Origin of the sequence: Stenotrophomonas sp. 57, from assembly GCF_030291075.1 — a bacterium.
In the GTDB taxonomy this organism is placed as follows: domain Bacteria; phylum Pseudomonadota; class Gammaproteobacteria; order Xanthomonadales; family Xanthomonadaceae; genus Stenotrophomonas.
On record NZ_CP127407.1, the window covers coordinates 3,326,157 to 3,342,522 of the forward strand.

General features: G+C 66.7%; 18 protein-coding genes. 5 read left to right on the top strand and 13 right to left on the bottom strand.

The genetic code is table 11. The features are described from left to right. Positions 1–60 precede the first annotated feature (60 nt). Entirely contained in the window at positions 61–528 is a 468-nt protein-coding gene (locus QP512_RS15355) for a hotdog fold domain-containing protein (RefSeq protein ID WP_286069484.1), read from the top strand. A gap of 581 nt (positions 529–1,109) precedes the next feature. Here the strand turns inward: QP512_RS15355 and QP512_RS15360 are convergent. Next, a complete protein-coding gene (locus tag QP512_RS15360) occupies positions 1,110–1,460 on the bottom strand; it encodes a DUF1304 domain-containing protein (RefSeq protein ID WP_286069485.1) in 351 nt (116 codons plus the stop codon). 76 nt (positions 1,461–1,536) lie between these two features. Continuing rightward, a complete protein-coding gene (locus QP512_RS15365) occupies positions 1,537–2,826 on the bottom strand; it encodes an MFS transporter (protein WP_286072055.1) in 1,290 nt (429 codons plus the stop codon). 325 nt (positions 2,827–3,151) lie between these two features. On the opposite strand from QP512_RS15365, the gene QP512_RS15370 reads away from it, so the two are divergent. Then, entirely contained in the window at positions 3,152–4,552 is a 1,401-nt protein-coding gene (locus QP512_RS15370; RefSeq protein WP_286069486.1) for a serine hydrolase domain-containing protein, read from the top strand. Positions 4,553–4,693: 141 nt separating this feature from the next. Here the strand turns inward: QP512_RS15370 and QP512_RS15375 are convergent, their stop codons facing one another. Beyond that, positions 4,694–5,452 carry an SDR family oxidoreductase gene (locus QP512_RS15375; RefSeq protein WP_286069488.1) on the bottom strand — a complete coding sequence of 253 codons (759 nt, stop codon included), beginning with the start codon at positions 5,450–5,452 and terminating at the stop codon, positions 4,694–4,696. Between the two features lie 114 nt (positions 5,453–5,566). On the opposite strand from QP512_RS15375, the gene QP512_RS15380 reads away from it, so the two are divergent. After that, positions 5,567–6,460, top strand: a complete 894-nt coding sequence (locus QP512_RS15380) for a LysR substrate-binding domain-containing protein (protein ID WP_286069489.1) — start codon at positions 5,567–5,569, stop codon at positions 6,458–6,460. 120 nt (positions 6,461–6,580) lie between these two features. Here QP512_RS15380 and QP512_RS15385 read toward each other — a convergent pair whose 3' ends face one another. The 10 genes from QP512_RS15385 to nudE all read right to left on the bottom strand — a co-directional run bounded on the left by QP512_RS15385 (position 6,581) and on the right by nudE (position 14,097). Further along, positions 6,581–7,261: a histone gene (locus QP512_RS15385; protein WP_286069490.1), complete on the bottom strand. Its 681-nt coding sequence runs from the start codon at positions 7,259–7,261 to the stop codon at positions 6,581–6,583. 613 nt (positions 7,262–7,874) lie between these two features. Continuing rightward, positions 7,875–8,270: a glycine cleavage system protein GcvH gene (gene gcvH / locus QP512_RS15390; protein ID WP_286069492.1), complete on the bottom strand. Its 396-nt coding sequence runs from the start codon at positions 8,268–8,270 to the stop codon at positions 7,875–7,877. 93 nt (positions 8,271–8,363) lie between these two features. Continuing rightward, positions 8,364–9,476, bottom strand: coding sequence for a glycine cleavage system aminomethyltransferase GcvT (gene gcvT / locus QP512_RS15395; protein WP_286069493.1), 1,113 nt, complete (start codon positions 9,474–9,476; stop codon positions 8,364–8,366). Between the two features lie 144 nt (positions 9,477–9,620). After that, complete coding sequence (locus QP512_RS15400) at positions 9,621–10,064, bottom strand: NfeD family protein (protein WP_286069495.1); 444 nt, start codon at positions 10,062–10,064, stop codon at positions 9,621–9,623. A 1-nt stretch (position 10,065) separates the two neighbouring features. Further along, the gene (locus QP512_RS15405; RefSeq protein ID WP_049431762.1) at positions 10,066–11,025 is read right to left on the bottom strand and encodes an SPFH domain-containing protein; all 960 of its coding nucleotides are present in this window, start codon (positions 11,023–11,025) and stop codon (positions 10,066–10,068) included. 66 nt (positions 11,026–11,091) lie between these two features. Further along, a complete protein-coding gene (locus QP512_RS15410; protein ID WP_286069497.1) occupies positions 11,092–11,394 on the bottom strand; it encodes a DUF962 domain-containing protein in 303 nt (100 codons plus the stop codon). Between the two features lie 160 nt (positions 11,395–11,554). Further along, a complete protein-coding gene (locus tag QP512_RS15415; protein ID WP_286069498.1) occupies positions 11,555–11,884 on the bottom strand; it encodes a YnfA family protein in 330 nt (109 codons plus the stop codon). Next, on the bottom strand, positions 11,881–12,720 hold the full coding sequence (mazG, locus tag QP512_RS15420; protein WP_286069499.1) for a nucleoside triphosphate pyrophosphohydrolase: 840 nt from the start codon (positions 12,718–12,720) through the stop codon (positions 11,881–11,883). Before mazG ends, QP512_RS15415 begins: the two co-directional genes overlap by 4 nt. A 13-nt stretch (positions 12,721–12,733) precedes the next feature. Then, positions 12,734–13,537 (bottom strand): 3'(2'),5'-bisphosphate nucleotidase CysQ, encoded by an 804-nt coding sequence (gene cysQ, locus QP512_RS15425; protein WP_286069500.1) that lies wholly within the window; start codon positions 13,535–13,537, stop codon positions 12,734–12,736. Then, positions 13,534–14,097: an ADP compounds hydrolase NudE gene (gene nudE / locus QP512_RS15430; protein ID WP_286069501.1), complete on the bottom strand. Its 564-nt coding sequence runs from the start codon at positions 14,095–14,097 to the stop codon at positions 13,534–13,536. Before nudE ends, cysQ begins: the two co-directional genes overlap by 4 nt. A 77-nt stretch (positions 14,098–14,174) precedes the next feature. Here nudE and bioA point away from each other — a divergent pair, with 77 nt between their 5' ends. Both bioA and QP512_RS15440 read left to right on the top strand, forming a co-directional pair. Beyond that, the gene (gene bioA, locus QP512_RS15435) at positions 14,175–15,566 is read left to right on the top strand and encodes an adenosylmethionine--8-amino-7-oxononanoate transaminase (RefSeq protein WP_286069503.1); all 1,392 of its coding nucleotides are present in this window, start codon (positions 14,175–14,177) and stop codon (positions 15,564–15,566) included. Further along, positions 15,557–16,294, top strand: coding sequence for a 16S rRNA (uracil(1498)-N(3))-methyltransferase (locus QP512_RS15440; protein ID WP_286069504.1), 738 nt, complete (start codon positions 15,557–15,559; stop codon positions 16,292–16,294). Before bioA ends, QP512_RS15440 begins: the two co-directional genes overlap by 10 nt. Positions 16,295–16,366: the final 72 nt, after the last annotated feature.

Genomic DNA, 16,366 nt, shown 5'->3' on the forward strand with positions numbered 1-16,366 from the left:
GTTGCCTTCGACGGCGGGCCTCGGCCCGCCGTCGTTCTATCCGCCGACCGGAAACCGATCATGTCCACGCCCCTGCTTTCGCTTTATCACCGCCTGCAGCGCTGGCCCGCTGGCCCCTGGCTGTTCTCGCGCGCGGTGTGTTTCAAGGCGCCCTACTTCGCCAGCATCGCGCCACGCATCACCCGCCTGGAACACGGCCGCTGCGAAGGCACGCTGGCCGACCGCCGCAAGGTGCGCAACCACATCGGCACGGTGCACGCGATCGCGATGTGCAACCTGGCCGAGCTGACCGCCGGGCTGATGGTGGATGCATCGCTGCCGAAGGGCATGCGCTGGATTCCGAAGGGGATGCAGGTGCAGTACCTGGCGAAGGCACGTGGCACGCTGCAGGCGGTGGCGTTGCCGGCACAACCGATTGTCGTCGCGGCCGAGGGCTATGCGCTGCCGGTGACGGTGAGCGTGCGCGACCGCGCGGAGACGGAAGTGTTCAGCGCGGTCATCGACATGTGGATGTCGCCGGCGAAGTAAGTTCCCGCGAACGGCGCAGCCCCTCGTGGGTGGACGGCGAAAGCGGTTTATCGGTTGGGCCGGAGGGGTGGGGCCATGCGGGGACGCCGCAAGTACCCCTCCGGGGCCCGGCCCAGCCGCTGGCGGCTGTGCGTTCGGTCGCTTGCGAAGCAATGCTTCGCAAGCAAAGCGCCCTCACCCCTGTAGGCTTAGCCGCGCCATCCATGGCGCGGATACCCCGCCCGGCCCCACCCCTCCGACCTCTGACAGATCTCTGTGGCGTCCACCCACGCAAGAGAAAAAAGAAGAGCAAAAGCAAAAGCAAAAGCGGCCCACCGGCCGCTTTTTCATGCGCGCAGAACCCACGAGCGCAGCGATCCGCTGTTGCTGTTGCTCTTCTTTTTCTTCTCCGTGGGCTGGCCGCACGCGGAACCTGTCAGGGGTGTGGCGGGTGGGCCGTGCAGGGGCGTTGGCGCCATGGATGGCGCCATCGAGCTTAAAGGGACGTACTTGCAGCGTCCCCTGCACGGCCCATCCGCCACACCCAACCCATGACCCGCATTCCGCGACCACCCACGAGGGGCTGCGCCGTTGGCTGGAAACTACGCCACCGCGCGAAGAACCAGCGCCAGGATCGCCGGCAGCGCCTGGATCATGAAAATGCGGCGGCTTACGCTGTACGCGCCGTAACACCCGGCCACCACCACGCACGCCAGCGAGAACGTCACCAGCACCGGCTGGTCGATCACCAGTCCCACCACGATGCCCGCCGCCAGGAAGCCGTTGTACAGCCCTTGGTTGGCCGCCAGCACGCGCGTGATCTCGGCCTTCTCCGCTGTGTTGCGGAACGTCTTCAGGCCCAGCGGGCGGGTCCACAGGAACATCTCCAGCACCAGGAAATAGACGTGCAGCAGTGCGACCAGCAAGGTCAGGGCGAGTGCGATCCAGTACATGGGCGGTTCCTTGGACGGGGAAGAAGAATGGGGTCAGATCCCTTTCCCCGCGGGAAAGGGATCTGACCCCGGAAAATCAGCGGTCGCGTGGCAGTTTCTTTTCTTCGCGCAGCACGCCAAACGCGGCGGCGGTCATGCACGCGGCCACCAGCATGCCGCCGATGAACACTACGTGCGAGCCGAACAATGACAGGCCCTTGTGCACCCAGGCAAAGCTCAGGTCCGCACCGCGGTAGACCACGGTGTCGATCGCCGCACCGGCCTTGTAGCGCCACTGGCGGTCCACGCGGGTGTAGATCGTCTCGCGTGCCGGCTTGGCCAGGGCGAACTCGCTGGCGCGGGTCATCACCTGCACCACCGCCACCAGCAAGGGCATCGGCGAAGCGGCCAGCACCGAGAAGCCGATCAGGATCGCGAAGCCGGGAATCAGCAGCGCCGGTGCAATGCCATGGCGCGACAGCAGCCAGCGGGTCAGCCCCAGCTGCATCAACAGCGCCAGCGCGTTCACGGCCAGGTCGATGCGCGAGAAGAACGCGGTGGCGGCGCCTGCATCATTGAATGAGGCACGCACGATCGTGGCCTGCTGGTTGTACAGGAGGGTGCCAATGCCCACACCGAACAGCACCATGATCGCCAGCCAGCGCAGCAGGGGTTCGCGAACGATCAGCTTGAGGCCATCGAGCACACTACCGCCCATCGGCTTTTCTCCCGACATCAGCCGCTGCTCACGCTCGCGCAGCACCGCCCAGTGCCGCAGGCGCCAGATGCAGAACAGGCAGACCATCAGGAATCCGGTGGATACCAGCATCAGGTTGGCAATACCCACCCGCTGCACCAGCACGCTGGTGATGAACGGACCGAGGAAGGCACCGATCGTGCCCGCTGCGCCGATGTAGCCGTAATAGGCCCGTGCCTGCGCATTGGAGAACACATCGGCCATGAAGCTCCAGAACACGGCCACCGCGAACAGGTTGAAGACGCTGATCCAGAAGAAGAACGCCATGCCTCGCCCCGGCACGTCGCTATCAAACAACGCGTAGAAACCCAGCAGGGTGACGATGAAGAAGCCGTACACCGCCGGCAGGAACACCCGCCGCGGGAAGCGGCTGACCAACCAGCCATAGACCGGCTGCAGCACCAGCATGATCACGAACACGCAGGTGAACAGGAACTGCAGCACGAAGTCCTTCAGTGCGATGCCATGGCTTCCGAACCAGGCGATCAGCAGCGGTGGGAACACCGTCTCCAGGTCGGCCGATGCGGCCATTGCCTCGCGCACCGGGCGCAGCACGTAGTAGCCGCTGAGCAGGCAGAAGAAATACAGGAACGACCACCACAGCGCCGGTGACTCGCGCAGTGCCGCCATCAGCCCACGCAGCGGCCCCTTGCCCTTCACCGCGCTCACGCGGTGTCCCTCGCCAGAAGACGGCGGTTGGACAGCGGCATGGCAGGCTCCGGGGGCGGTGAAGCGCGTACGTTATCCAATGCACTGCAACATCGCCAGCAGGTGGCCGTCTGAAGGCTGCAACGCAGTGTCATGACCGGGCCCGGATGACACGTTCCGACACACGCTTCCGGAGCGTCAAAATTCCAACTTTTTCAACGAGATGCGCATTCATCTTCGCTTTGTTTGTGCATAGAGGAAAAGCGGCGCTAGAATCGCCATAAGCAGTCGCGCACGGGTCCAACCGATGAAAAAGAACAGCCTGCGTCGTCCGATCCGTTCGGCGGCCACCGGTTTGCTGGGCATGTTGATGCCTGTTGCCTTGTCCACCACCGCGCAGACCCCGCCGCCGTTGCCGCCGATGCCGGCCAACATCGAGTCCGCTGCCGCCACCGCCGTTGCCCACACCCAGCCCGCGGCCTACCGCACCGGCCTGGTACCGCAGGTGCAGGCGCCGGCTGCCGGCTTCAACGTCGCCAACATCGAGTCGATGGCGCAGCAGCTCACCTATGGCGAGCGCGTGCCGGGCATGGCGGTGGCGATCGTGCAGGGCGGCCGCATTCTCAGCGCGCGCGGCTATGGCGTTACCGACGTCAACAATCCGCTGCCGGTCGATGCGCACACCGTGTTCCGCCTGGCGTCGCTGTCCAAGGCCTTCGCCGGCACCATGGCCGGCCTGCTGGTCAACGACGGCACCCTGCGCTGGGACAGCAAGGTCACCGACTACGTACCGGGCTTCCGCCTGAACTCGCCCGAAGCCACCGACCGCCTGACGGTGGCCGATGTGCTCAGCCACCGCGTCGGCCTGCCCTACAACGCCTACGACCGCGACATCGAAGGCAACGCCGAGTACTACTCGCTGACCCAGAAGCTGGCCAACACCAGCCTGAAATGCCTGCCGGGCGACTGCTACGCCTACCAGAACGTGGCCTTCAGCCTGATCGGCGACGTTGTCTACGCCGCTTCCGGCAGCTTCTACGAGCAGTCGGTCGAGCGCCGCATCTTCAAGCCGCTGGGCATGAACGACGCCAGCCTCGGCCTGGCTGGCATCCAGGCCAGCTCGCGCTGGGCGCGTCCGCACGTGCGCAGCCGCAACGGTTGGGTGTCGCTGACGCCGAAGCCGACCTACTACCGCGTCGCCCCGGCGGCCGGCGTCAATGCCAGCGCCAGCGACATGGCGCAGTGGCTGCTCGCCCACACCGGGCACCGCCCTGACGTGCTGCCGGCGCCGCTGCTGGCCACCCTGCACTCCAGCCTGATCAACACTCCCGGCGAGATGCGTTCGGGCTGGCGCCGCGAGCGCCTGCACTCGGCCGGCTACGCACTGGGCTGGCGCACCTTCGACTACGCCGGCCACGACGTGGTGTTCCATGCCGGTGCCGTGCAGGGCTACCGCGGCCTGGTGGCACTGGTGCCGGAACGCGATCTCGGCATCGCCATCCTGTGGAACGGCGAAAGCGGCCTGCCCAGCGGCCTGCTGCCGACCGTGCTCGATTCCGCGCTCGGCCTGCCGGCGCAGCGCTGGCTGGATGTGGACACCGACTTCGGCAGCGACAACCTGATGGCCGAAGGCGCAACCCCGGCGCAGCAGGACAAGCGCAAGGGCAAGGGTGCCTCGAGCAACCGCGCGGTGGCGTCCCCGCGCTGATCAGGCGGGCTCGACCGTAAGCATGAAGGGCGGCCCATGGGCCGCCCTTTTTGTTGTTGTGTAGAGCCGAGCCGTGCTCGGCTGAGCGGAATTCTGGCGCAAGGCAGCCGAGCATGGGCTCGGCTCTACAGCTCCGCAGGGCTAGTGCGCGAAGTAGTGCATGCCGCCGTCCACCGGAATCACCGCACCGGTGATGTAGCCGGCCAGCGGCGAAGCCAGGAAGGCCACCAGCGGCGCCACTTCATCCGGCTCGCCGAAGCGCCCGATCGGAATGTTGCGCGCAATGAATTCGCGCCGGCTGTCCTCGGTGGGATGCAGGCGATCAAGAATCTGCGGGCTGTTGATCCGTCCTGGCGCGATTGCGTTCACCGTGATGCCCTGCCCGGCCACCTCGGACGACAGACCCTTGCTCCACAGATGCAGTGCCGCCTTGGCCGCCGTGGCCGCGTTCACTGCGCGCGGCTCCATCGAGCCACTGAAGTTGATCACCCGCCCCCATCCCTGCGCCTGCATCGCCGGCAGCAGTGCCTGGGTCAGCCGTCGTGCGGCAGAGAAGTTCAGCGCCATTGCCTCCTCCCAGATCATGTCGGCGGCATCGACGGTTGTTGGCCGCGAGCCACCAGCTGCGTTGACCAGGACGTCCACCCGCTGCAACGCTGCCAGCGCGGCGTCGGCGATGCGGCGCACGTCCCCGGCGTCGGTGACATCGCCCAGCAGGATGATCGGCGCGGGTGCGCCCGTCGCTTCGATCTCTGCCGCCAGCGCCTGCAGCGGTGGCTGCCGCCGTGACGAGAGGGCGACACGCACGCCCTGTGCGGCCAGTTGCCTGGCGACAGCGGCACCGATGCCGCTGCCCGCCCCGGTGACCAGTGCAGTACGTCCCTCAAGTTTCAGATCCATGGTGCTCTCCTGTCAGCACGGCCGGTGCCTCCGGCCCGTGCGATGCATGCTGTTTGATCACCCCTGATTGATAAACTCCGCACAGGTTCCAGCATTCAACACCTGGGGTGTCAGATGAACCTGCTGGAAAGCATGCAGGTCTACGTGCTGATCGTGGACAAGGGCAGTCTCAGCGCTGCGGCAGCAGCACTGGACATCTCCGCGACGATGGCCGGCAAACACCTGCGTGCATTGGAGGCGCGGCTCGGCATGCAGTTGCTCAGTCGTACCACCCGGCGCCAGCACATGACGCCGTTCGGCGAGGACTACTACGCCCGCTGCCGGGAGATCCTGCGGCTGGTGGAGGAAACCGATGCGCAGGCCCAGCACCAGCACCTGGCACCGGCAGGCACGCTGCGCATCAGCGCACCGGTGATCTTCGGCACGCATGCGCTGGTACCGGCATTGGCCGATTACATGGCGCGCCATCCCGACGTGCGTGTCGACGCGGAGCTGACCGACCGCGTCGTCGACCTCGCCGAGGAAGGTTTCGAAGCCGCCCTGCGAATCGGCACGTTGGCCGACAGCAGCGCGCTGGTCGCACGTGCGCTGACGCCGTATCGATTGATGATGTGCGCCTCGCCCGGATACCTCGCCCGGCACGGTACGCCTTCCGACCTGCAGGCACTTTCCCGGCATCAATGCCTGTCCTTCGAACCCAGCGCGTTGGCGCAGTGGTTGCGCGCCGATGCTGGCGGGCTCGACCATGTGCCCTCGGGTCGCCTGCGGATCAACAACGGCGAAGCGCTGCGCTCAGCGGCGTTGCGTGACATGGGCATCGTCCTGCAGTCGGCGCTGCTCCTGGCCGAGGACGTCGGTGCCGGGCGTCTGGTGCAGCTGTTCCCGGAGCACGGCCAGGCTGGGCGGCCGATGCACGTGGTCTACGCCCATGACCGCTATCGCTCGACCCGCCTGCGCAGCTTCATCGATTTCCTGGTTGAGCGCTTTCCACCGGTGCCGCACCGCTAGCGTCAATCATCAGAAAGGCCGTCGAGCATGGCTCGACGCCAGAAATCACCCCATAAAAAAACCCCCTCCCCGCTGGGCAGCCAGGGAAGGGGGTTTCAGGATGCGGCTATCGGGAAGTACTTAGATCAGCGGCGCCGGGGTTGCCGGCAGAGCGACCGGAGCGGCCTTCTTCTTGCGGGCGGCCGGCTTGCGCTTGGCAACCTTCTTCGCTGCCTTCTTCGGGGCAGCCTTCTTGGTGGCCTTCTTCGCGGTCTTCTTGACTGCCTTCTTGGCGGTCTTCTTGACGGCCTTCTTGGCAGTGGCCTTCTTGGCGACCTTCTTTGCCGGCTTGCGGGCCGTTGCCTTCTTGGCAGTCTTCTTGGTGGCCTTCTTGGCTACCTTCTTGGCGGCCTTCTTCGCGGTCTTCTTGACGGCCTTCTTGGCAGTGGACTTCTTGGCTACCTTCTTTGCCGCCTTCTTCACTGCCTTCTTCGCAGTGGTCTTCTTGGCGACCTTCTTCGCAGCCTTCTTCACTGCCTTCTTGGCGGTCGCCTTCTTCGCGACCTTCTTCACTGCCTTCTTGGCAGCGGCCTTCTTCGCGACCTTCTTCACCGCTTTCTTGGCGGCGGGCTTCTTCTTCGCAGCTTTCTTGGTTGCCATGGGATGGCTCCTCGTCAGTGATAGGGAGTTGAAACGCCCAGGTGGATCAAACCCGCGGATGCTGCGTGCGGGGACCGCCGGCGCGTCAGGCGCGCCGTTACGGATACGGCAATGCCCGCCTCGATCGGCGGAGCGGGCATCGGAACGGAAGGTGCCTTGCATTTCTCCGGGGGAAGCGGGGCCATGTCCACCGTCATCTGGGTCGCGGTGGTCTTGAAGGGGCTGCTTCGCATCGGACGATTGATTCTGCGCACTCGGTTGGGCAGGCAAGGTCTGCTGAGGCGAAACCTAATCACGGTTTTTTTTACTGTCAACAACCCCCGCGAAAAATTTTCACATCCGCGCCATCCACGGTGGTGCCCGCACGGTCGCCACGCTCCGCGTTCGACGACCAGCAAAGCGCCACGCACGCACGTTGCCTGCAACAACAACAACGCACGCGTTGAACAAAAAGCACTTGAAATAAGCACTCCGCGCAGATGCATGCATGTTGGCAGCCACTGCATGCACGCATCGCCAGCAGCGGTCGCCGCCCGCACCAACGCCAGCACAACGGCACCGCAACGGGGGGCGGAAAGTTTTCACATCCGGACGCGCCGGCGCGGGGTGGAAACGCGGATTTGCGCAAAACTGCGCACATTCCTCGGTACCGTTCGCGGGTCTGCTGATGCCGCGTCGAGGGCGCGCAGCAAACCCTGCGTCATGAGTCCAACGTACTCGCCAAAACAAAAACGGCCACCCGATGGTGGCCGTTGCAGAACCCGGAAACGACGACTCAGTGGTCGTCGTTCTCCAGGGCTTCGGCGTACGCGTCCGGATCCAGCAGCTCGTTGACCTCTTCGGCGTTGGTCAGTTCGACCACGAACATCCAGCCTTCGCCGTAGGCATCTTCGTTGATGGTTTCCGGCTTGTCGGACAGGGCCGAGTTGACCTCGACAACCTTGCCGCTGACCGGGCTGTAGACGTCCGAGGCGGCCTTCACCGACTCGACGACGGCGATCTGTTCGCCGGCCTTGGCGTCGGCGCCGACTTCCGGCAGTTCGACGTAGACCAGGTCACCCAGCAGGCCCTGGGCGTGGTCGGAAATACCGACGGTGACGCGGCCATTGCCTTCGACACGGGCCCACTCATGGGACTTGAGGAACTTGAGGTCGCCGGGGATCTCGCTCATGGGACTGCTCCAGAGATATGCAGGGGTGGAAAAAACGGGGCTAGTGTAACCAACCGGCCGTCACTGCTGTCAGTGACGACCGGCATGTTCGGATCAGGCGTCGGCGAGCACGCCGGGCTGGGCCTGGCCTTCGCGCACGAACGGGAACTTGACCACGCGCACCGGCACCTGCCGGCCGCGGATGTCGACGGTGACTTCGCCGAGTTCACCGGCCGGTACGCGGGCGAAAGCGATGCCCTTGGCCAGGGTCGGCGAGAAGGTGCCGGACAGGATCTCGCCCTGGCCGCCCGCGGTGGTCACCGCCTGGCCGTGGCGCAGCACGCCCTTCTCGTCCATCACCAGGCCGATCATCTGGCGCGCGGTGCCGGCGGCTTTCTGCACTTCCAGCACGTCGCGGCCGATGAAGTCGCGGCCTTCGTCCAGCGACACGGTCCAGGCCAGCGCCGCTTCGTACGGGCTGATCTCTTCGTCCATGTCCTGGCCGTACAGGTTCATGCCGGCTTCCAGGCGCAGGGTGTCGCGCGCACCGAGGCCGGCCGGCTTCACGCCCGCTGCCAGCAGGCGGTTCCAGAACGCGACCACGGCATCCTGCGGCAGCAGGATCTCGAAACCGTCCTCGCCGGTGTAGCCGGTGCGGGCAACGAACAGCTCGATGCCGTCGTCGGACTGCACCTGCAGGGCAGCGAAGCGGCCCAGCTTGGTCAGCGCCTCGCGCTCGGATTCGCGGGCCAGGCCGATCACGATGTCGCGCGCCTGCGGGCCCTGCACGGCCAGGATGGCCAGGTCCGGGCGCTGCTCGACGCTGACGCCGAACGGCGCGGCCTGCTCACGCAGCCAGGCCAGGTCCTTTTCGCGGGTGGAGGCGTTGACCACCATGCGGAAGAAATCGTCGCCCAGGTAGTAGACGATCAGGTCGTCGATGACGCCGCCGCGCGGATTCAGCATGCACGAGTACAGCGCCTTGCCCGGCACCTTCAGCTTGTCGATCGAGTTGGCCAGCAGGCGGCGCAGGAACGGCTTGACCTGGTCACCGCGCAGGTCGACCACGGTCATGTGGCTGACGTCGAACACACCCGCCTCGCGACGCACCAGGTGGTGCTCGTCCAGCTGCGAGCCGTAGTGGATGGGCATGTCCCAACCCCCGAAATCGACCATCTTGGCGCCGAGGGCGCGGTGGGTATCGTTGAGCAGCGTCTTCTGGGTCATGACCGGGTCCGGCAGCAGAGGAAACAAGAATCCCCATTATCCCAGATCGGTCGGCCGCAGGCGTGCCGCAGCGCAGCGCCGGCGCTGTAGAGCCGAGCCCATGCCCGGCTGCTTTTCGTGGGGGAGCCGAGCGTGGGCTCGGCTCTACAGGGGGCGGCCTGCGTCCTCGACCACCAGCACCGTGCCCTGCACCGCCACCACCCGCACCAGGCTGCCGGCCTGCAGTTCCGGGCCGCTGACCAGCCAGTACGCATCATCGATGCTGACCCGGCCCAGCCCATCGACGATGCCCTGCTGCAAGGGCACCACCCGGCCGACCAGCTGCTCGGCACGGCGGTTGAGCAAGGGCGCATCGCTGGGCCGCGCCCTTGCCTTGCCCCAGCGCCGATAGCACTGGATCGCGACCACGCTCAGCACGACGAAGGCAACGACCTGCCACAGCAATGGAATGCCGCTGAACACCGCCACCAGCACGAACACCGCCGCCGCGCCGATGCCGATCCACAGCATGAACGCACCCGGCGCCAGCGCCTCGGCGGCGAACAGCAGCAGTGCCAGCGCGCCCCAGCCTACGACCTCCCAGCGCATGTCAGCCTCCGATCGGCGGCGGTCGCTTGCCCGCGGCCTTGTTGTTCTGGTCGCCCAGTGCCTGCTTGGCCAGTTCGGCCACGCCGGCGATCGAACCGATCACACCGCTGGCCTCCATCGGCATCAGCACCAGCTTCTGGTTCGGCGAACTGGCCAGCTCCTTGAATGCTTCCACATACTTCTGGGCCACGAAGTAGTTGATCGCCTGCACGTCGCCTTCGGCAATTGCCGCCGACACCATCTGGGTTGCCTTGGCTTCGGCCTCGGCCAGGCGCTCGCGGGCCTCGGCATCGCGGAACGCAGCCTCGCGGCGGCCTTCGGCTTCCAGCACGGTGGCCTGCTTCTCGCCATCGGCGCGCAGGATTTCCGACTGCCGCGAGCCTTCGGCTTCCAGGATCTGCGCGCGCTTCTCGCGTTCGGCCTTCATCTGCCGCGCCATCGCATCCAGCAGGTCGCGCGGCGGCTGGATATCACGGATCTCGATGCGGTTGACCTTCACGCCCCACGGGTTGGTGGCATGGTCGACCACGCTCAGCAGCTGGGCGTTGATCACCTCGCGCTGGCTGAGCGATTCGTCCAGGTCCATCGAGCCGATCACGGTACGGATATTGGTCTGCACCAGGGCGATCATCGCCACTTCCAGGTTGGCCACCTCATAGGCCGCCTTGGCAGCATCCAGGACCTGGAAGAACACCACGCCATCCACGCGCACGGCGGCATTGTCCTTGGTGATCACTTCCTGGCTGGGTACATCCAGCACCTGTTCCATCATGTTCACCTTGCGTCCCACCCCGTACACGATCGGGATCAGGAAGTGCAGGCCGGGGGTCATGGTGTGCGTGTAGCGCCCGAAGCGCTCGACGGTCCATTCGTACCCCTGCGGCACCATCCGCACCGCCTTGAACAGGATCACCACGGCCACGAAGGCCAGTACCACGGTAAAGAACATGGTCGGGAACATCGCGCTTTCCTTATCTATGTCGCCCAGTCCCCAGCATAGCGCGTGAAGCCGGCAGGTACAGCGACGCTACCAGGGCACCCGCCCGCGCAGGATGTCGGTGAACATCACCCAGTCGCCCATGAACGAGTACAGGGGATGCTGGAAGGTCGCCGGACGGTTCTTCTCGAAAAAGAGATGACCGACCCAGGCGAAGCCGTAACCGCAGAACAGGGCGGCAAGCACGAGGATGGGTTGCCCGCGCAGGATCGCCGCCGCAACCAGCAGCAGCGCCCCGCAGCTGCCGACGAAGTGCAGCCGGCGCGACACCGGATGACGGTGCTCGCTGAGGTAGAACGGATAGAACTCGCGGAAGCTGGCGAAGCTGGACATGCGCGTGCTCCGGGGCCATGGTCGGGCCCATCATGCGCCTTTCGGGGGGCGCTGCGCTGCCTTGCAGCACCGAGCCATGCTCGGCTTGCGCGTGCCAGCGTGGTCGGAAGCAAGCGCAGCCGAGCGTGGGCTCGGCTCTACAGAACCGCCAAGCCCGGCCCTACACCGATGAGGTGCGCGGCCCGAACATGATCACTGCCATGCCGGCCAGGCACAGCGCCGCACCCAGCATGTCCCAGCGGCTGGGCCGGATGCCATCGACCAGCCACAACCAGAACAGCGCGGTGCCGATGTAAACGCCACCGTAGGCGGCATAGACGCGGCCACTGGCGGTGGGATGCAGGGTCAGCAGCCAGGCGAACAGCGCCAGGCTGGCGGCCGCCGGCAGCAGCAACCCGATGCTGCCGCCCTTGCGCAGCCACAGCCACGGCAGGTAGCAGCCGACGATCTCGGCCAGCGCGGTCAGCAGGAACAGGCCGAGTGTCTTCACGCCTTCTCCGCTGCCTTGGCGTGCTGCCACAGCGCTTCCTGCGCCTCCAGGTCCATCGCGGCCAACGCCTCACCCTGCGCGTCGGCCTGCGCTTCCATCGCACGGAAGCGGCGTTCGAACTTGTGGTTGGCACCGCGCAGCGCCGCGCCCAGGTCGATGTCGGCATGGCGGGCCAGGTTGGCGCAGACGAACAGCAGGTCACCCAGCTCCTCCTGCAGGCGCGCCTTGTTGCCGGCGATGTCGCCGCGCTCGAACTCCTCGCGCAGCTCCTGCAGTTCCTCGGCTGCCTTGTCCAGCACCGGCAGCGGGCCCGGCCAGTCGAACCCGACCTTGGCCGCGCGCGACTGCAGCTTCACCGCCCGCTGCCATTCAGGCAGGCCACGCGAGATGCCGGCCAGCGCGGAGGTGTCCTGCTCGCCCTTGGCGGCACGCTCGGCGCGCTTGATCGCCTCCCAGTTGCGCATCACCCCGTCGGCATCATCGACGCTGACCTCGGCGAACACGTGCGGGTGGCGGCGTTGCATCTTGTCGCTGATCGCGCGGGCCACGTCTGCGAAGGCGAAGCTGCCCTGCTCTTCGGCCATGCGCGCATGGAACACCACCTGCAGCAACAGGTCGCCCAGTTCGTCGCACAGGTCGTCGAGGTCGCCGCGGTCGATCGCATCGGCCACCTCGTAGGCTTCCTCGATGGTGTACGGCGCGATGGTCGCGAAGTTCTGCTCCAGATCCCACGGGCAGCCGCCCTGCGGGTCGCGCAGGCGCGCCATGATCGCCAGCAGGCGCTCCAGTTCGCTGCTTGCGGCACTGCCGGTGATGGGGGTGTCGTGCGCGCTCATGCGGCCTCCAGGGTCAATCGGACAACCAGTCGCGCCACGGCAGGCTGGTGTCGCCGAGGGCAATGAAATCGCCGTTCAACAGGGTTTCGCGGCGGTTGTAGCGGAACGGCTTGCCGGTCGCGGCAGACAGCACCGCGCCGCCGGCGGCATGCAGCACGCACTGGCCGGCGGCGGTATCCCATTCGGAGGTCGGGCCCAAGCGCGGGTAGACATCCAGGCCGCCTTCGGCGATCCGGCAGAACTTCAATGACGAGCCCTGCGCGATGGTCTCGATGCGGCCCATGCGCGCCAGCAGCGCCTCGGTTTCCGGCGAGCGGTGCGAGCGGCTGGCAGCGACGCGCAGCGGGGCGGTGGCCGGCGTACGGGTGCGCAGCACGGTGTCGTGCAGGCCCTGCCGTCGATAGGCCAGCTCGCCACGCATGGCATGCCAGACGATGCCGGTGACGGGTGCCAACACTACGCCGAAGGCCGGTGCGCCCTGGTAGATCAAGGCAATGTTGACGCTGAACTCGCCATTGCGCTTGACGAACTCGCGGGTGCCGTCGAGCGGATCGACCAGCCAGTAGGCGCCCCAGTGACGGCGCTGCTCCCACGGCACTTGCACCGATTCCTCGGACAGGATCGGCAGGTCCGGGGTCAGCTGTTGCAGACCCTGTTCGATGACCTGGTTGGCGGCCAGGTCGGCGGCCGTGACCGGGCTGTTGTCACCCTTGATCTGCACCTCGAAGCCATCGGCATAGACCTGCATGATGGCCTGTCCGGCTTCCTGGGCGATGGCGATGGCGGTCTCGCGCAGGTCCGTGGTCAGTTTGATCATCGCGTTCCCTGCAGCCACTGGCGAGCAATGAACAGCGCCGCCAGCGAGCGTCCCTCGGAGAAGTCCTCGCGCAGCATCAGCTGGTCCAGGTCGGCCAGCTTCCACGGCACCACTTCCAGTTCCTCCGGCTCATCGCCGGCCAGCTTTTCCGGGTACAGATCGCGTGCCACCACCAGCCACGACTGATGGCTCATGTAGGTGGGGGCCAGGGTCATCGCACGCAGCACGTCGATCCGGCGCGCGCCATAACCGGCCTCTTCCTTCAGTTCGCGGTCGGCGGCCTGCTCGGGGCTCTCGCCGGCGTCGATCCGGCCCTTCACCAGGCCCAGTTCGTAACGGTGCATGCCGGCGGCGTATTCACGTACCAGCAGCACGGTCTCGTCGTCGAGCATCGGTACCACCACCACCGCGCCATGGCCACGGCTGACCAGACGTTCGAAGCGGCGGCGTTCGCCGTTGGAGAACTCCAGGTCCAGGTGCTGGCGCTGGAAGGGGCCGTTTTCCTCATCGGTGATCCGATGGATGATCGGCAAGCGACGGCCGGCACGGTCATCGTTCATGCGGAATCTCCGCGGCGGCCGGCGCCAGCGCCGGGGCCGATAGAATGTGCAGGCAGCAACATGTTCATGAGCCCGAAATGCTAGCAGACCCAACCCCCTCCCCGCTGGCCCAGCACTGGCGGCAACGCGACCTGCAGGTGCTGTGGCACCCGTGCACGCAGATGCGCGAGCACCCGCACACCTTGCCGCTGGTACCGATCGCCCGTGGTGAAGGCGCATGGCTGATCGACCACGACGGCAACCGCTACCTGGACGCCGTCAGCAGCTGGTGGACCAACCTGTTCGGCCATGCCGAGCCGCGCATCGGCGGCGCCATCGCGGCGCAGGCCGGGCAGCTGGAACAGGTGATGCTGGCGGGCTTCGGCCACGAGCCGGCGATCACCCTGGCCGAGCGCCTGCTGGCGCTGGCGCCACGCCAGCCCGGCCGCGCGCCGTTGGCCAAGGTGTTCTACGCCGACAACGGCTCGGCCGGCGTGGAAGTCGCGCTGAAGATGGCCTTCCAGTATTTCCAGAACCGTGGCGAACCCCGGCGCACCCGCTTCGTCGCGCTGGAGAACGGCTACCACGGCGAGACCCTGGGTGCGCTGGCGATGGCGGACATCCCGTTGTACCGCCGCGTCTACGCACCGCTGCTGGCCGAGAGCCTGTTCGCACCCTCGCCCGATGCCTACCTGGCCGAGCCGGGCCAGAGTGCGGCTGATCGTGCACGCCAGGCCGCCGATGGCCTGGCGACCCTGTTCGACCAGCATCCGGGCGAGATCTGCGCGGTGATCCTGGAACCGCGCCTTCAGTGCGCCGGTGGCATGCGCATGCACGACCCGGTGTACCTGCAGCGGGTGCGCGAGCTGTGTGACGCACACGGCGCATTCATGATCGCCGACGAGATCGCCACCGGCTTCGGCCGTACCGGCACGCTGTTCGCCTGCGAGCAGGCTGGCGTGATGCCGGACCTGATGTGCCTGTCCAAGGGTCTGACCGGCGGCTTCCTGCCGCTGGCCGCCGTACTGGCCACGCAGGCACTGTACGACGCCTTCCTTGACGATTCGCGCGAGCGCGCCTTCCTGCATTCGCACAGCTACACCGGCAATCCGCTGGCCTGTGCGGCTGCGCTGGCGACGCTGGACATCTTCCGTGACGACGATGTGATCGCCCGCAACCGTGGCATCGCCTCGGTGATGGGCACGCTGGCAGCGCCATTCAGCGACCATCCGCATGTGGCCGATGTGCGCCAGGCCGGCATGGTGGTGGCCTTCGAGCTGTCGCGTGGTGGCAACAAGCGCACCCCGTTCGACCCGGCGCTGCGACTGGGCCTACACGCCTACAAGGCCGCGCTGAAGCGTGGCGTGGTACTGCGCCCGCTGGGCGACGTGCTGTATTGGATGCCACCTTACTGCGTGGATGACGAACAACTGGAGCTGCTGGCACATACCACGCTGGCAGCCATCGACGAGGCGATTGCATGCGCGTGACCCGCTGCCCCATCGACCTGGCGCTGCACAGCGGCCAGACCGTGACCCTGCCGGAAGAGACCGCCAACCATCTGGTGCGGGTGATGCGCCTGCGCGAAGGCGATACCTGCGTGCTGTTCAACGGCGACGGCAACGACTACAGCGCCACGCTGACCGTAGCCGGCAAGCGTGAGGTACAGGTGCGCATCGCCGCCGTGCAGGTTGTGGGCAACGAATCGCCGCTGGCGATCACCCTGCTGCAGGGCATCGCGCGCGGCGAGAAGATGGACCTGATCCTGCAGAAGGCCACCGAACTGGGCGTGGCCGCGATCATTCCGGTCAACGCCGAGCGAACCGAAGTGAAGCTGGATGCCGCGCGCGCGGAGAAACGCGTGGCGCACTGGAACAACGTGGTGACCTCGGCCTGCGGCCAGTCCGGTCGCGCGCGCATTCCGCAGGTGGGATCGCCGTTGTCACTGGCGCAGGCAGCGGCGGTACTGCCGGCCGACACGTTGCGGCTGACGCTGGACCCGCTCGGTGCCCATCGCCTGTCGACGCTGGACGCGGCGCCGGCAGGCGGCATCGTGATCGCGATCGGCTCGGAAGGCGGCTGGTCGCCGCGCGACCGTGATCAGCTGGCGGCAGCAGGCTTCCAGGGCCTGCAACTCGGCCCGCGCATCCTGCGTACGGAGACGGCAGGCCTGGCTGCAATCGCGGCGTTGCAGGCGCGGTTGGGAGATCTGGGATAAGGCTGATTCGTGGTGGTGCCGGCCGCTGGCCGGCACTACCGCGACGAGCGCGTCCAGGGCAGCAGCCGAGCC